Origin of the sequence: unidentified bacterial endosymbiont, assembly GCF_918797525.1 — a bacterium.
GTDB lineage: Bacteria > Pseudomonadota > Gammaproteobacteria > Enterobacterales > Enterobacteriaceae > Enterobacter.
The window spans coordinates 4,333,909-4,348,773 of the sequence record NZ_OU963893.1 but is presented as its reverse complement, the minus strand read 5'-3'; the positions used below and the strand labels follow the sequence as shown (position 1 = coordinate 4,348,773).

The following is a 14,865-nucleotide window of genomic DNA, read 5'->3' as shown; positions in this document are numbered from 1 at the left end:
CTCCTTTAAATTCCGTCGCGTTCCAGTGGGCAACTCATGCAGCGTGCGCCGCCGCGACCGCGTCCCAGTTCATCACCGGGGATGGGCAGCACGGTGATACCCGCTTTGTCGTATTTCTCGTTGGTCCAGGTGTTGCGCTCATAGCCAATCACTACTCCCGGGCGAATGGTCAGCACGTTATTGGCGTCGTTCCACTGTTCACGTTCGGCTTCGAAGGCGTCGCCCCCGGTGGTGATAAGGCGTACCTGGTCAATGCCGAGGGCTTTCTCTATGGCGTGCAGCAGGTCGGTTTCCTGGGTACGCTGCAGGCCGCCGCGTCCGTCCGGGGTGAGCGTCCAGCACTGAGCGTCTTTGCGCACCACTTCCGGATAAACCGAGAAAGTGTCGATGTCGATATGGGTCATCACGGTGTCAAGGTGCATACAGGAGCGGTGTTTTGGTAGCTCAACGGCGATCACCCGCTCTGCCTGGCGGTGTTTAAATAGGCTGTTTGCCAGGAATTCCACACCCTGCGGCGTAGTGCGTTCAGACATGCCAATTAATACCGCACCGCGACCAATCACTAATACATCGCCGCCTTCCAGGGTCGCGTGATCGTAATTAATGTTTTCATCGCCGAAATACTTAATAAAATCTCCGTCGGCGAAGGCGGGATGCCAGCGATAAATAGCCCGCAGATTGTTGGTTTCACGTTGACGCGCGGCTTTTGCCATGGGGTTAATGGAGACGCCGTTATAAATCCAGCAGGAGGTATCGCGGGTAAATAAATGGTTAGGCAACGGCTTCATAATAAAATCATTGGCGGTATGGGTATCGACCACCATATTTGTTATCGCTGCCGGAATTTCACCGTAGGTTAAACCACCGCTTAAGCGACGCGCCAGTTCGCGATGCGACATATCCGCCAGCCAGCCGCGCACGTCGCTGGCAAATGTCGGCCCGAGGCGGTAATCGGAGATTTGCGTCTCCAGTAGCCAGGATTTTGCTTGCGCAATATCAAGCGTTTGCGTTAGAAGATCGGTTAACAGCAGGACTTCCACACCCTCATCGCGCAGGGTATTTGCGAAGATATCATGCTCCTCACCAGCCCGTTCAACCGAGAGCACATCATCAAATAACAGCTCCTGACAATTCGACGGTGTTAAACGTTTCAGACTTAAATTAGGGCGGTGCAGCATAACGCTACGCAATTGACCAATTTCAGAACCGACGTAATGCTTTTCCATAATTATTCCTTAAACTTTTTTCAGAATAAAAAGGGCTTGGCCATGTGAAATATTTATTTTCATGGCAGCTTAGCTCAATTGATTTCAGGGCCAATACTAGGCGCTTCAATAATCCATATTGTGATATTGCTCACGTGGGAAAAAGACGTTGCGGGTTTATTTTGCAATACATGATTCGTATCAGATAATTATCAATTGGATATTTCTGGGGGGTGAATAGCTAAGCAGGATTCGTTGGTATTATTCGTTGTTGTTATTACTTTGTAGAATTTTATTTTTTGCAATAGTTTGTCATGATATTGATTTTAAATAATTAATTACCTGCGCGGGAATGACTATGCATGTAAGACAATTAACTATTTATGGCTTGCGGGAAATTAATAAATAATTATGGGATTTAATAGCAAATTATCAAAATGATAAAGTGTGAGGCCGGGATGGTTTTTACTGTTAACGCTTTAAAATCAGCCCACTGGAGATGTAGAGCAAAAACAATCCACCGATGTTATGCATAATGACTGCATAAATGCCCGTGCACGCGTAACAGGAAATTAACAGAATTTCCGATAAACATGCGCTTACGCAAAACTCACCCAAAAAGAGGTGGTACGGAAGTCCACATTCTCGTATAAAAGACAAAATGAAACGCTGTTTTACAATGAGGGTAAAATCATGATTATTGGCAACATCCACCATCTTCAGCCCTGGCTGCCAGCAGAGCTGCGCCAGGCAATTGAGCACGTAAAGGCGCACATTACCGATACTACCCCGCTGGGTAAACACGACATCAAGGGTAACGAACTGTTTTATCTGGTTTCCGAAGACATGACCCAGCCGTTTGCCGAGCGTCGTGCCGAATACCATGCGCGTTATCTCGACATTCAGATTGTGTTAAAAGGCCAGGAAGGGATGACCTTCAGCACGTTGGCGCAGGGCACACCGGACACCGACTGGCTGGCGGATAAAGACATCGCTTTCCTGGCGCAAGGCGAGCAGGAGAAGACGGTAGTACTCAGCGAAGGGGATTTTGTGGTGTTCTGGCCGGGCGAAGTGCACAAGCCGCTGTGCGCGGTGGGGACGCCTGCGCAGGTTCGTAAAGTTGTGGTGAAAATGCTTGTTGGTTGAAGCCTGGTCCTCTCACCCACCGGGTGAGAGGCAGGAAAAGCTATTCCGCAAGCGTTGCCACCATCACCGCTTTAATGGTATGCATCCGGTTTTCCGCCTGGTCAAACACGATGCTCGCCGCCGACTCAAACACCTCGTCCGTGACTTCTATCCCGCCGTGCAGATCGAACGCTTTCGCCATCTGCTTGCCGAGGGTGGTCCGATCGTCATGGAACGCTGGCAGGCAGTGCAGGAACTTCACCTCCGGGTTGCCGGTCTGCGCCATCATCTGCGCATTTACCTGATAACCCCGCAGCAGTGTGATCCGCTCCGCCCACTTCTCTTTGGCCTCGCCCATCGACACCCAGACGTCAGTATAAATAAAGTCCGCGCCCTTCACGCCTGCCGCGACATCTTCCGTCAGGGTGACCTTGCCGCCGTTCTTCTCGGCCAGGGCGCGGCACTCTGTCACCAGGCTCTCTTCCGGCCAGCAGGCTTTTGGTGCGACCAGACGCAGATCCAGCCCGGTCAGCGCCGCCGCTTCCAGCATTGAGTTGCCCATGTTGTTGCGCGCATCGCCCGCGTAGACCAGCGTCATCTGGTTAAAAGGCTTGCCGGGCAGGTGCTCCTGCATGGTCAGCAGATCGGCCAGCAGTTGGGTTGGATGGAACTCATTTGTCAGCCCGTTCCACACTGGCACGCCCGCATACTGCGCCAGCGTTTCGACCACCTCCTGACCGTGACCGCGATACTGAATGCCATCGTACATCCGGCCCAACACGCGCGCGGTATCTTTAATTGACTCTTTATGCCCAATCTGGCTGCCGCTCGGCCCTAAGTAAGTGACGCGCGCGCCCTGGTCAAATGCGGCAACTTCGAAAGAGCATCGGGTACGGGTTGAGTCTTTTTCGAAGATGAGCGCGATATTTTTACCGCTAAGCTTCTGTACTTCCTTGCCCTTTTTTTTATCGGCTTTAAGTTGTGCGGCAAGGGTCAGCAGAGAGGTGAACTGGGCAGGGGTAAAGTCGAGCAATTTCAGAAAGTGTTTCTTGTACAGATCGGACATTTTATCCTCGCATGGCAGACGCCACTTATTGAATTAAAATTCACTTTATATGTCTAATTATGCATTTGCAACCCTGTTTCACAAATCTTTCTAACAAAGGTGGAGGCAAACACATCCGTGTGTGAAAATAGAAGTATCTGCCGCACTTTAAAGAGGAATGAGCCATGGCAAACCCGGAACACCTGGAAGAACAACGCGAAGAGACGCGTCTGATTATTGAAGAACTGCTGGACGACGGCAGCGATCCGGACGCGCTGTATACCATCGAGCACCATTTCTCTGCTGACGATTTTGAAGCGCTGGAAAAAATGGCTGTAGAAGCGTTCAAGCTGGGCTACGAAGTGACCGAGCCGGAAGAGCTGGAAGTGGAAGAGGGCGATACCGTTATCTGCTGCGACATCCTGAGCGAAGGTGCGCTGAAAGCGGAACTGATTGACGCGCAGGTAGAACAACTGATGAACCTGGCCGAGAAATTTGAAGTGGAATACGACGGTTGGGGAACCTATTTCGAAGATCCGAATGGTGAAGACGGCGCAGAAGGCGACGACGAAGACTTCGTCGATGAAGATGACGACGGCGTGCGTCACTAAGCGTACCTGGCGGCAGCTCCTGCTGCCGCTTTTCAAGGCAGAACCATGGATTACCCGCAAATACTCGCCCCTGTACTCGACTTCCTCCCGTGCCCAACCCCACAGGCATGGATTGATAAAGCCCGCGACCCGATCAACCTGCCTCTGCTGCTCACCGACCACATGGTGTGCGAGCTTAAAGCCGCGCAGACCGCGCTGCTGCTGGTGCGCAAATACGTCGCCGACGAGAGCGGTGCCGACGCTCTGCTCGACTGGCTTAAACCCTACGAAGCTTTTACCTTCCGCGAAGGCCCGGAGCCGGATTTTATCGCTCTGCACAAGCAGATTAGCAAAAGCGTCATGCCTAAAACCGACGATCCGTGGGGTCAGGCGCTTATCGACAGCATGGTGCTGCTGATAAAAGAGGAGCTGCACCATTTCTGGCAGGTACGCGAGGCGATGCTGACGCGCAACATTCCGTACGTCAAAATCACCGCCAGCCGCTATGCCAAAGGGATGTTGAAGGAAGTACGCACTCACGAACCGCTAACGCTTATCGATAAGCTCATCTGCGGCGCCTATATCGAAGCCCGCTCCTGCGAACGTTTCGCTGCGCTGGCACCCTGCCTCGATGACGATCTGCAAAAATTTTATCTGTCGCTGTTACGCTCCGAAGCGCGGCATTATCAGGACTATCTGACGCTTGCCCAACAGGTGAGCGACAAGGATATCTCGCAGCGGGTGCAGCATTTTGGTGAAATTGAAGCCACACTTATTACTACACCTGACACCGAGTTTCGATTTCACAGTGGTGTGCCGGTGTCATCCGGCATAGCGAAAGGATAAGGATGCGAGATGAATAAAACGTGGATCCGTATTGTCGTTGTCACCGTCCTGGCCGCCGCCGTGGCGTTCTGGGTCTATTACGACAAGCAACGTATGCAGCGAACCCCCGAACAGCAGCTTGACACCACCCTCAACGCGATGCCTGCCTGGCAGGTGATTAAAGAGCAGGAACCCGCGTTCCAGCAACGCATCCGCGAGCAAATCCTCACCATGCAGAAGATGGGCGAGTCTGAACAGCATATTATTGACGTGATCCAGCCGCAGATTTTGACCCTGCAGATGGCGCGTCTGCAGCACGCGCCGGACGCCAACGTGGTGGATTACATGAAGGCCAACATGGAGCAGACCGCCGCCATCCAGAAGGTGAGCGACGACGCCTGTTTCCGCTTTCTCTACCCGGCGGTGAAGGGGGGCGTCAACCCGATGCGTGTGCTGGATAAACAGATGATGGCAAGGCGCATGCAGGCCGATGCCGACATGATGCGCGCGGCCTACGGCAAAAACCGTCACACCGTGACCCCGGAAGAACGCGAAGCCGCCGTGACGACCGTCCGCCCGATTATGAAATCACTGGCGGATAAATACGGCGAGGATATCCAACTGCTGCAGATGCCGGAGAACGCGGTGGGCAAAGAGAAGCTCTCCTGCGACATGGTGCAGGCGATGTGGTCAAAAGTGCTGAAGCTGCCGGATCCAAAGGCGGCAGCGGTGATTCGGCTGGCGGTTTCCGAGCTTGATTAACGGAGTGCGCTGGTTTTTTTCGACACTTAGCGTGAGTTTAGCGCGTCGTCGCTTGCATGGCGGCGCGCGACAGGTATAATCCACAACGTTTCCGCATCCCCTTCAGTGCCGAAGTGGCGAAATCGGTAGACGCAGTTGATTCAAAATCAACCGTAGAAATACGTGCCGGTTCGAGTCCGGCCTTCGGCACCATAAGCGATTGTGATAATCGGAAAATCTACGACAATCAGTACGTTGTACAATGAAGCTGGACGTTGACGGCAACTACAAAATAGCCGCATCTCCGGCTTTTTTTGTTTATAAAGCCTCGGGCCGGATCTTTTCACTCACACCCTGTTTTGTCAATCTCTCTCCACGCAACTTCTGAGCATCTCGACATTGTGTTCAATATAGCTGAGCGTCACCTTAATATCGCGGTGGCCGAGCAGTTTCTGCGTGACGTACAAATTTTGCTCCGGTTTCTGCATCAATTCTGTGGCAACGGTATGACGGTAGCGATGCGATGAAAACCGGCTGTGGCAGGCATCGCTGAGTTTGGCAAAGAAATAGCTCACCTGATTTTCTGTCATCGGTTTCCCCTGGCGCAGCGTCCTCCGACTGAAACGATTGATGTTGAACAACTGATCGTCAGCCCGTATTCCCTTTGTTTTCGCTTCTTCAAGCAGATGCTCCAGCCAGGGCCGCAGTCGGGAGGCGATGGGAACGATATGTTCATCATGGCTTTTGCTGCCTTCGCTCTGGATAAACAGCGTGTCATGGACCAGATCGATATCCTTGACCCGCAGGTGAATAAGCTGATTCAGCCGGATAGCGGTGTAGTTGAAGGTTTCGACCACGGTCAGCCAAAACCATGCAGGATATAAAGGCGAACGATAGCCACGCTGCATTTTCTCCCGTTCGATAAATTGGTTCAGCACTTTTCGGGAAGCGAGGATTTGCTCGCGGGTCAGGGTTTTCTTTTTCTTACGAGATTCCCGCAGCGATGTTTTCTGGAATGGATTGATGAACTGCTCCAGTAGCCCCTGCTCAATTGCGAAGTTATACAAGGCTCGCATATGGCGCATATAGTGGTTCCAGCTCACCGGCTTGATACCGCGCACATTTAGCAGGTAATGACGCCACTCCAGCACCATATGCGACGTCACTTCGGCGGGTAACACGTTGCGCCAGTGAGTGAACTGGTTTACTGCCGTGCGATAACAGCTCTGGGTGTCAGGTCGCAATAAGCGGGCAAAAAAATACTCTTCCAGGATCTGTTCAAAGGTCATTTGAGTGACTTCCTTCATTGAGCAAGAGATGAGGGTTATTAAAGGGAACGTCATCTCCAAAAAGCGGCGTGGGATCGTCAAGCAGATATCCCTTCAGACGTGAACAATGGCGTGGGCCGACAACGGCGCAGTGCCAGATGTTGAGGCCGTTTTTTTGTTTTCGGTGAAGATTCAGGTTCTGGAACTTCTTCTGTACCTCCCGCCAGTATTCTTCAGTGACATTCTGACCGCAGGAGCTAAGCCAGAGTTTGAAAATACCGGGCGTCACCAGAAACACCGACCCGGCGACGGTATGGATCCGGGCGTTAGGTTCATTGACTTCCAGATGTTGAGCCTGAACATTACGAACCAGCCACTGCCAGAAGGCTTCGCCTGATAGTAGGGTATCGTCCTGTTCGGGTAGAGGGGATGGTTGTTCTACTTCAATGTTCGTTGCAATCACCGCTTCTGTCTCATTTCGGATTTCCGCTATCGGTGTGATGGTTCCACCGAAGGTGGCGGGTCGCTGTTGTGGATCTTCCCAAATCAGTGAAGGGGAGAAGCGTAACAGCGTGAGTTCACTGCTCCAGCCGCCGCTGGCCTCAATCCGGCAATGCCAGATGGCTTTATCCTCACAGGGAATGAGCAACTGGTGTGCCTGCATCTCATCGAACAGCCGCACGTTATGCTGCGGTACGGCGTCAATACCCTGGCGCAGCAACCAGCCACGCACGGCATCGGCAGCGTTCTTGCTGACCAGCCACAGCGCCTCTTCCGTCAGCCAGCCGTCAGAACCGCCATTCGGGTTGTTGAGTCGGAACTCATGCGCCAGCAGGTCGCGCAGGGCGGCGATGATTTGCTGTGGCAGCGAGGTTTGTGGGCGGTGGATAGCCTTGACCGGATCGCCGCCGAGATTAAACGCCACCGACGCCCGGTCGGCTTTCTGCACCAGTTCACCCGCCAGCCCGGCATACTGATACTGTCCGTTCAGGCAGTGCAGCAGGGTGGATAAGGCAGCAGAATCAGCGGCGAGCCAGTCGAGGCTTTCCGGAGGGAGCAGTTGGGTAAGCAGAAGAACTGCCGCAGCCGGATGGCGCAGGTAATCACGTTGCGGCAGATAGCGAAACCGATAAGGCTGGGTCAGTGGACCATGCCATGGAAACCAGTGTTGCCCACTAATATCTTCCACTTCGATATCAGTGATAAGTTTGCCCAGATCGTGCAGCAACGCGGCGTAGATGATAACTGTGGTCCAGCGTTCGGACTGCGCCGCCTGATCTTCTGGCGCTGCATCAGGCGGGAAAAGATAACTCTGCCGCAGTCGCGCGGCATAGCAGGCAGCTTCGAGACAGTGATCGAGCAGGCCACCTGCGTGGGAGTGGTGGTGGTTTTCCGAGGCCGGGAACAACTGCGCCAGTTCTGCGAAGCAGTGGATTGGTATCAGCCAGAAGCGTTCAAACAGTGAGGCGGGAACGGCGGTGCTCTGACGAATAAACTGGATCAGTTGTTGGCGGGTAGTTTCAGCCAGTAACGTCTGTGCCGATTCAGGATGCAGCCATCCCTCCGCGACGTCTGGTTCGCCAGTGGATGGTGTGGTGTTTTGCTTTTTTCGCGTCAGCCATATCCGCATAATGGCCCTTTATTCCCAATGGATTTTGAGGTGCAGGAAGGCGGTGACGCAGTGAATCCCCAGGAGCTTACATAAGTAAGTGACTGGGGTGAGCGAGGAAAGCCAACGCACCTGCAACTCGAAAGACGAAGGGGAGACCCTTTTACGGGTAAGCCCGTTCCCCCTTCACTCTCTTCCCCTTAACCTTTTGCATTTTGCCTTTTGCCTTTTGGTGCCGTCAGATTTGGGGCGAAACTGTTTATTGGATTGCGCAAATTTATTGGAGTGGAGAAAACGGCAGAGCAGGATGCTCCGCCGTTGATATGAAGGTCATGCGCTCAGCGCTAACGGCTGCTGCGCCCGTTCAAGCAGATATTCACAGGCATTACGCGCTAATCCACTGGCGCGGAAAATCGCTTTTTTGTCCTGCTGCAACACCTTCAGCCACGATGCGATGTAGCTGTCATGCTGTAGCTTCGCCTGAATGCCAACATGAGCACACAGGAAAGCCGCTCCCATTTCGGCGACCAGCTCTTCAAAACTGTACATCGGATCGCCGAAGGTATGCTTTCCGGCAGTGATGCCGTCCCGATTCAGCCGTGAAGCGTGTCCGGTTGCGTGCGTCAGTTCATGCAGTAGTGTGCCGTAATAATCCTCACGCGCAGCGAACTGCTCAGGATGCGGCATGATGATGCAGTCGCGCCCCGGTGAGTAATACGCCCGATTCTGGCGTCGGTGAGTGATAGTCACCGCGCTTTGTCGGGCAACCTGTTCAGCGGCGGCGATGGGATCATCGACCATCACGACAGGCTGTGAAAACGCTTCCGGCAGTCCTTCACATTGCTGAATATTGAACAGCCGGAACTCGCGTACCACGGCGTAAGACGTCACTTTGGGGTTGCCGTCAGCATCAAAAACCGCGTTCCCGTTGCTGTCCACAACCTCACGCTGTTGGGGCAGATAGAACACGGCCAGTGTAGATCTTTCGCCTTTGCGGATGTTACCACCCGCATTGCGAATCTGAGTGAAGGTCAGCCAGCGATCGCTTTCATATCCCTGTCGCTCAGCGCTGTTCCAGAGCAGAGGAATATTGATGCCGTGATACAACCGCCCGGATAAGGCATTCATCGGCACCACCGGTTCCCCTTCCCGCCACGGGCGAACCCAGGGGATCACACCTTTCTCCAGCGCGGTGATAATTTCATCGGTGACTTTCTGGTAAAGATCGTTGCTTCTGTTCATAAGCGTAACCTCATGATAAAGAAGCCGGGTACAGCGCTCCCGGTCGGGAGTCGCCCGGCACGGGGAGTGAAGGATGCTGAGGGAATCAGCTGGTATGAAGGGCAGTAACCAACAGGTGGTTATCTTCAAGCGTTAAGCGCAGCGGCGTCATCAGCGGTACATTGCTGCTGCCGTCAGAGGGCAAACAGTACAGACCGAAATTAATGCTCTTACGGTCCGGGCCTGCGCTTTTGAATGTCAGCATAGTGGCGACAATCAGGTTTTCGAGACGGTCGTTTTCCTGAGAGGGATCGGGTGGAAAACTGACTACCTTTTCCCAAGCCTCAGTTGAGACAGACAGCGATAAGGATTTTGCTTCAGGGCAAGATGAAGTAGGCATAGTGTTTCTCCAGTGATGAAAGCAGAGAAACACCGCCCGACAGGGAGGAATTCCCTGCATGGTGGGGTAGAGGATGTATCAGGCGCTAAGCGCTGTCCGCGAGGATGATACGGAGCGGACGAAAAGGCGAGCCTCACCGGGGAGGGTGGCAACCTGAAGGCTCCGGTTGCGGGTCAGACTTTGTACAGATTAATACGGGATTAATAATAATCAAGAGCTAATCTGGGGCGTTATTTATCCGCTATAGGGGGTAAAGGCAATTAATCGTCTTTAGGGGATAAAGCATATTGGCAATCTAATCGATAGTACCTGCGGAGCACATCAGGAAGCTTATGATCGCAGGATCTGACGATCTGCTTACGGTGCCTGCCAACGTATTGTTCAGTGGGCCACAGCGATTTGTCGTGAAGATACTGTTCGAATCTGAGAGGTTTAGGGTGGGATGAGATTCTCGATTTTTGCTTGGACTATTAAGGGGGGCTTTCTGAACATATTCGGGGCTGAATCAATAAACCAACAATTACTAACTGGTAGCTGTATCTAATGTTGTGTACAGAACCATGGGATAAGTGCATCTTGTGAGATACAATATTAGTACGACGTAAAAAGGGTTATTAAAATGGCAAGTGAAGAAACAAACATTCAAGTTTCAAGATTTGTTGAAGCGAATGGGGTTTGTACGAAAAAACAAATTGTTGATTATGTATCCAAAATTGTTACCAATGTTAAAAATGAGACTATCAGCAAAACTATTGATAAGTTGACAGTAAACCATGACAGAAGGGTTAATTACTCTTTAAACTGGAATGAACGATTAACTAATGAAAATAATAAAGCCGATAAACTCTATAAAATAAATAATGAGTATTATGTGCCATATAATCAAAAGGAACATGGAATATGGCAAATATATTCAGCAGTAATAAATGGGAAAATAAAATGGTTTACACGGGAAATAGTACAAGATGAAGCACAACGACTTCAGGGAGAATTTGATGAAGCTATTAGAGAGTCGTTTAATCTAGCTCCAGAAGAACGCAAAAAACGTCTAAAAGAAATTAACAGTACTATACCAGTAACTAGACAAGTCCTATCTATTGTATTTGTTAGAAGCCCTGATGTGGTGGCTGAAGTGCTTCATCGGGCAATGGGACATTGCGAGAAGTGCCACAAACCGGCACCATTTCAAAGAGCTAGTGATAATACACCTTACCTTGAAGTTCATCACATAGTTCCATTGTCTATAGGTGGAGAAGATACAATTGAAAACACTATTGCTGTTTGTCCTAATTGCCATAGGCAAGAGCACTTTGGTTAAGAATAATAAAGGTATTTGTGAACTGTAATGTCAGAGTTGAATACGGATAATAAATATGAAAGATACGTCAAGTAAATTAGCAATAATGCATAATAAAAATTCTGATATCGAAGAGTTAGTTATCAAAGAAATGGGAAATCCGAAATGGCTATATAGAAGTGCTAAAGGTATAGCTAAACAAACAAAATTATCTGAATCTGATGTAAATAAAGTCTTGGCACATTCGCCCAAAGTAAGAAAGTCAGTTATTCCAGCACCTGATGGCTCTGATCTTTATGTGTTAAAGAAAAGGAAATCATTTCTTGGCGACATATGGGTTGCTTTCACAGCACTAAATCACGATAAAAATAATGCATAATTAGGAATTATAATATGTCACTACTTATATATGGCCTTATTGGTGGTCTTATCCCTGAGATGGTAGGAATATATAATTTAAGATGTGTCGAAAAAAACAGCAGACCTGCTTGGCTAACATCTAGATTCTATTGGATAAGTACACTGGTTATGATACTTATTGGTGTTGCATTAGTATATTTTTACGAAAATATATTAAATCTTAAACTGAACGAAATCATTGCAATCCATATTGGTGCTTCAGCGCCAATAATTTTACGAAATTTTTCTAATGGTAAAACTGATCTCAATTAAATAATTTACATCAAACAGTGTGATCTTTTTAACAATGTAATTGTGGGACATGTTGTAAGGTAATTTACTGTTATTATAATAAGTTACAGAAATACATAATGTTGAGCATACCCCGTCAAGTAAACATATTGACGGGGCGGTAAGTCATTATTGTTTTATTTTTCGATCTATCTGAGTGGAAACATCAGCACCTTTGTCATCAAGTGTTGCCATCAGGAACAGGCATCTGCCTTGGCTTGTTAATTCCCATTGTGCCCCGACGGCAGCTTTCTCTCTGGTATCTGCACTATCCTGCAAATGTTGTCCTTTATATTCCACAACGAGTAACCGGTTATCTTCTAGTTCACAAACAAAGTCAGGGTAGAAATAGCCCCCTGCGATGGGTAATTTAAACGACAAACGAGGTTCTTTCTCGACGTTACGCACCCAATGTTTAATTTTAGGGTGAATATCAATAGCCTGAGCACAAAGAAATTCTTCGGTTGGTTTACCAGCGGCTGTTTTTTCGCGGAGGTCATGGATTTGAGCACTACCATAATAGTGCTTTTGAAAGCGATAAGTACCCTGATAAAATGGCGGTCGGCCAGCATAATAGTTTGGTTTGAAAGTAAAGAAATAATCCATCCCATCCTGATGTTCTGCTGTAACCATATCAGGTAAAAGTTGTTGAAAACCCTTTTCTCCAGCTCGTTTTTTACGTGCGACAATATCATTATACAAAGCATCAACAAGCTGATATTTACCACGGATTAACGCCGTAAGTGATATTTTTGACGTGTTAATTAAATAGTCCAGCATTTTGGATAAATATGCTTGCATATCTCTCTGAAAAATATTGGGTTGGCGTAACTGAGAATCTAACCACCCGATCAGATCGGCTTCTGTTATTTTTGAATTGACGCCATCAAGAGCCATTTGCGAAACAGCTACAAACGCCGATGCCAGCTTTCCTTTTTCCATATCAAGTAGCCATGATCTTGCTTGTTCATTAATCGAGAAGTAAGGAAGCTCGATTGCATCAGTTAGCAAGCTGAATTGGCTGATTTCTTCAAGCAAAGCAGCATCGACAATACAAGTATCGTCATGATCTCGCCAGCATAACAGGGGTAATTGGCCAAAAGGGATGCCTCTTGCACTTGGGCTGGTTTCAGCATCAAAGCGGGCTTTTTCTTGTTCAATTTTTTGTTTGACTAATGCTTGGTGCTTTTTGGGCACACCCGTCAATATGAAATCTTCAATTTCTTGGGTTATCTCGCCATCTACTAATATTGTTGCTCCAGCCTGAGTCGGGCGAATTTCAATTTTTTGCTGGAGCGAAACGGGGACTGGCGTGTCTGGCAGAACAGGAACAGGAACGCTGCTTGTTGGTTTAAGTGTTGGAATCCTACTACTTCCTGTTTGATCCTGATTAAAGAGCTCTGGTACAGCTGGTGTTCTTGATTGCAGTACCATTGCTGCTTCCAGGGGATCAAAGCCCATATTGTTGACCAGATTGTCTTGGATACGGTGTAATGCTTCACCAAAGCTATGAGCTGTAATATGAGCGTATGCTTGATTGAGTTCTGGATTCTGGCGGGATTTAGCGTAAGGCATTCGTAAAACTCGCCCAAGCAACTGTTCCACATCTTTTGCGCTGCGTGACTCTTGCATACTACATAGCACATAGGCAAACGAGCAATCCCATCCCTCCTTAAGCGCTTCAACAGTGACAACATAGCGTACTGGACATGCAGGATCGAATAAGTTGACTCCATCCAGTTCTTTCTGTGAGCCAGTAGCAATTGCAATCTGTTCTTTAGGGATTTTTTCCACTTCTTCCAAGTGGGTAGCTAATATTTCAACGGTGATTTGCTTACCTTTGGGTTCTGCCTGAAACAACACAATGGGCCGTAAGTAATCTGGCTCTTTCTGAGCGAGTAATTCCAATTTTCTCTGGGTGAGAATGGCATCACGTACCGCATCTTGCCACCCGGTAACATGCTCCATGAGCATAATAGGCAGCTTAATCATTTCTTCGTTTTTCAGCTCTTGTGCACTTACGTGGTAGAGCACATTTGAACCTTTTACTGGGGTTGCTGTTAGCTCAACAATTGCTGAAGGGTTAAAGCGCTTGAGGGTTTCAAAACTATTTTGTGTGCGACTATTATGGGCTTCATCAACAATGATGATTGGATTGTGCAAGTGCAACCAGTTGGCTAGTGAGGCTTTAATTTTACCGAGGTCTGCTTGGGTCAGGAAAGGTTGTGCTGACAGATCTGATTCTTTAACAATGTCTAATGTAGGGAACTTACCTACGGTAACGTCATCAAAATGATGTACAAGTGACTCATCGAAAGAATAAACATTACGTTGAGTGGTATCTGCAACACGAAATGCCTGTATTGTTGCAACGATGACAATTGCATGAGTACCAATTTCATGTGTACCAACTGTAACCAGACTTTCTAGATCACACACCCTGACTTTATCGTTAAAACGTTGATCTAATGATTGACGATAAGGATGCTGTTTATTCATTAGCGCTTTTAGCGTTTGTTCCCTGATGGCGTCAGAAGGGACTAACCACAAAGCGACAGGAGCATCGGTAAAGGTATAATGTTGAGAAATTTCACCAATCACATGAGCGGCGAGTAGCGTTTTTCCGCCACCAGTAGGAAGTCGCAAACATACACATGGTACTTCACCGAATGCAGTATCTTGATAGGGGAGCAAGGGTTCGCCACGAGCTTGGTACTGCTCCTGAAAGGGTTGTTCTCGCCATACCTTATGTAAATCATCCTGTGAACTTAGCTGGCTGAAAAATTGAGCCAAGGAATTAAGGGCACGGCTTTGATAATGTTTAAGATTGAAGCTCATTCGGCACCTCG

General features: G+C 49.1%; 15 protein-coding genes and 1 tRNA gene. 8 read left to right on the top strand and 8 right to left on the bottom strand.

Going from position 1 to position 14,865, the window contains the following annotated elements:
- Window positions 1-5: 5 nt before the first annotated feature.
- Window positions 6-1,226 carry an arginine deiminase gene (arcA, locus tag NL510_RS20855; RefSeq protein ID WP_253379981.1) on the bottom strand — a complete coding sequence of 407 codons (1,221 nt, stop codon included), beginning with the start codon at window positions 1,224-1,226 and terminating at the stop codon, window positions 6-8.
- 672 nt (window positions 1,227-1,898) lie between these two features.
- Here arcA and NL510_RS20850 point away from each other — a divergent pair.
- Complete coding sequence (locus NL510_RS20850) at window positions 1,899-2,351, top strand: YhcH/YjgK/YiaL family protein (RefSeq protein ID WP_253379979.1); 453 nt, start codon at window positions 1,899-1,901, stop codon at window positions 2,349-2,351.
- 40 nt (window positions 2,352-2,391) lie between these two features.
- On the opposite strand, the gene argF is transcribed toward NL510_RS20850, so the two are convergent.
- Both argF and argL read right to left on the bottom strand, forming a co-directional pair.
- On the bottom strand, window positions 2,392-3,396 hold the full coding sequence (gene argF, locus NL510_RS20845; protein WP_253379977.1) for an ornithine carbamoyltransferase: 1,005 nt from the start codon (window positions 3,394-3,396) through the stop codon (window positions 2,392-2,394).
- Window positions 3,366-3,440, bottom strand: a complete 75-nt coding sequence (argL, locus tag NL510_RS20840) for a putative translational regulatory protein ArgL (protein ID WP_253385045.1) — start codon at window positions 3,438-3,440, stop codon at window positions 3,366-3,368. Before argL ends, argF begins: the two co-directional genes overlap by 31 nt.
- A 120-nt stretch (window positions 3,441-3,560) precedes the next feature.
- On the opposite strand from argL, the gene rraB reads away from it, so the two are divergent.
- From rraB to NL510_RS20820, 4 genes are all read left to right on the top strand, one after another.
- A complete protein-coding gene (gene rraB, locus NL510_RS20835) occupies window positions 3,561-3,986 on the top strand; it encodes a ribonuclease E inhibitor RraB (protein WP_253379975.1) in 426 nt (141 codons plus the stop codon).
- Between the two features lie 45 nt (window positions 3,987-4,031).
- Entirely contained in the window at window positions 4,032-4,811 is a 780-nt protein-coding gene (gene miaE, locus NL510_RS20830; protein WP_253379973.1) for a tRNA isopentenyl-2-thiomethyl-A-37 hydroxylase MiaE, read from the top strand.
- A 9-nt stretch (window positions 4,812-4,820) separates the two neighbouring features.
- Window positions 4,821-5,552: a topoisomerase II gene (locus NL510_RS20825; RefSeq protein ID WP_253379971.1), complete on the top strand. Its 732-nt coding sequence runs from the start codon at window positions 4,821-4,823 to the stop codon at window positions 5,550-5,552.
- A 107-nt stretch (window positions 5,553-5,659) separates the two neighbouring features.
- Window positions 5,660-5,744 (top strand) — tRNA-Leu (locus NL510_RS20820).
- 149 nt (window positions 5,745-5,893) lie between these two features.
- Here the strand turns inward: NL510_RS20820 and NL510_RS20815 are convergent.
- The 4 genes from NL510_RS20815 to NL510_RS20800 form a co-directional block, all read right to left on the bottom strand.
- Complete coding sequence (locus tag NL510_RS20815; RefSeq protein ID WP_253379969.1) at window positions 5,894-6,820, bottom strand: tyrosine-type recombinase/integrase; 927 nt, start codon at window positions 6,818-6,820, stop codon at window positions 5,894-5,896.
- A complete protein-coding gene (gene mobH / locus NL510_RS20810; protein WP_253379967.1) occupies window positions 6,810-8,429 on the bottom strand; it encodes a MobH family relaxase in 1,620 nt (539 codons plus the stop codon). Before mobH ends, NL510_RS20815 begins: the two co-directional genes overlap by 11 nt.
- 309 nt (window positions 8,430-8,738) lie before the next feature.
- Window positions 8,739-9,650: an ArdC family protein gene (locus tag NL510_RS20805; RefSeq protein WP_253379965.1), complete on the bottom strand. Its 912-nt coding sequence runs from the start codon at window positions 9,648-9,650 to the stop codon at window positions 8,739-8,741.
- A gap of 85 nt (window positions 9,651-9,735) precedes the next feature.
- Window positions 9,736-10,029 (bottom strand): hypothetical protein, encoded by a 294-nt coding sequence (locus NL510_RS20800; RefSeq protein ID WP_253379963.1) that lies wholly within the window; start codon window positions 10,027-10,029, stop codon window positions 9,736-9,738.
- A gap of 619 nt (window positions 10,030-10,648) precedes the next feature.
- Between NL510_RS20800 and NL510_RS20795 the strand changes: the two genes are divergently transcribed.
- The 3 genes from NL510_RS20795 to NL510_RS20785 are packed head-to-tail and all read left to right on the top strand — an operon-like array spanning window position 10,649 to window position 11,998.
- Window positions 10,649-11,347, top strand: coding sequence for an HNH endonuclease (locus tag NL510_RS20795; RefSeq protein ID WP_253379961.1), 699 nt, complete (start codon window positions 10,649-10,651; stop codon window positions 11,345-11,347).
- Between the two features lie 55 nt (window positions 11,348-11,402).
- Window positions 11,403-11,705 carry a hypothetical protein gene (locus NL510_RS20790; RefSeq protein WP_253379959.1) on the top strand — a complete coding sequence of 101 codons (303 nt, stop codon included), beginning with the start codon at window positions 11,403-11,405 and terminating at the stop codon, window positions 11,703-11,705.
- A gap of 14 nt (window positions 11,706-11,719) precedes the next feature.
- A complete protein-coding gene (locus tag NL510_RS20785; RefSeq protein WP_253379957.1) occupies window positions 11,720-11,998 on the top strand; it encodes a DUF1129 domain-containing protein in 279 nt (92 codons plus the stop codon).
- A 147-nt stretch (window positions 11,999-12,145) separates the two neighbouring features.
- Here the strand turns inward: NL510_RS20785 and NL510_RS20780 are convergent, their stop codons facing one another.
- On the bottom strand, window positions 12,146-14,854 hold the full coding sequence (locus tag NL510_RS20780) for a DEAD/DEAH box helicase (protein WP_253379955.1): 2,709 nt from the start codon (window positions 14,852-14,854) through the stop codon (window positions 12,146-12,148).
- Window positions 14,855-14,865 lie beyond the last annotated feature (11 nt).

What these genes read in the sequence shown, in the direction of transcription:
- NL510_RS20815 (WP_253379969.1), bottom strand. Translation starts at nt 6,820, where the DNA reads ATGACCTTTGAACAGATCCTGGAAGAGTATTTTTTTGCCCGCTTATTG.
- NL510_RS20805 (WP_253379965.1), bottom strand. Translation starts at nt 9,650, where the DNA reads ATGAACAGAAGCAACGATCTTTACCAGAAAGTCACCGATGAAATTATC.
- miaE (WP_253379973.1), top strand. Translation starts at nt 4,032, where the DNA reads ATGGATTACCCGCAAATACTCGCCCCTGTACTCGACTTCCTCCCGTGC.
- NL510_RS20850 (WP_253379979.1), top strand. Translation starts at nt 1,899, where the DNA reads ATGATTATTGGCAACATCCACCATCTTCAGCCCTGGCTGCCAGCAGAG.
- NL510_RS20790 (WP_253379959.1), top strand. Translation starts at nt 11,403, where the DNA reads ATGAAAGATACGTCAAGTAAATTAGCAATAATGCATAATAAAAATTCT.
- NL510_RS20800 (WP_253379963.1), bottom strand. Translation starts at nt 10,029, where the DNA reads ATGCCTACTTCATCTTGCCCTGAAGCAAAATCCTTATCGCTGTCTGTC.
- arcA (WP_253379981.1), bottom strand. Translation starts at nt 1,226, where the DNA reads ATGGAAAAGCATTACGTCGGTTCTGAAATTGGTCAATTGCGTAGCGTT.
- mobH (WP_253379967.1), bottom strand. Translation starts at nt 8,429, where the DNA reads ATGCGGATATGGCTGACGCGAAAAAAGCAAAACACCACACCATCCACT.
- NL510_RS20795 (WP_253379961.1), top strand. Translation starts at nt 10,649, where the DNA reads ATGGCAAGTGAAGAAACAAACATTCAAGTTTCAAGATTTGTTGAAGCG.
- NL510_RS20825 (WP_253379971.1), top strand. Translation starts at nt 4,821, where the DNA reads ATGAATAAAACGTGGATCCGTATTGTCGTTGTCACCGTCCTGGCCGCC.
- NL510_RS20785 (WP_253379957.1), top strand. Translation starts at nt 11,720, where the DNA reads ATGTCACTACTTATATATGGCCTTATTGGTGGTCTTATCCCTGAGATG.
- rraB (WP_253379975.1), top strand. Translation starts at nt 3,561, where the DNA reads ATGGCAAACCCGGAACACCTGGAAGAACAACGCGAAGAGACGCGTCTG.
- NL510_RS20780 (WP_253379955.1), bottom strand. Translation starts at nt 14,854, where the DNA reads ATGAGCTTCAATCTTAAACATTATCAAAGCCGTGCCCTTAATTCCTTG.
- argF (WP_253379977.1), bottom strand. Translation starts at nt 3,396, where the DNA reads ATGTCCGATCTGTACAAGAAACACTTTCTGAAATTGCTCGACTTTACC.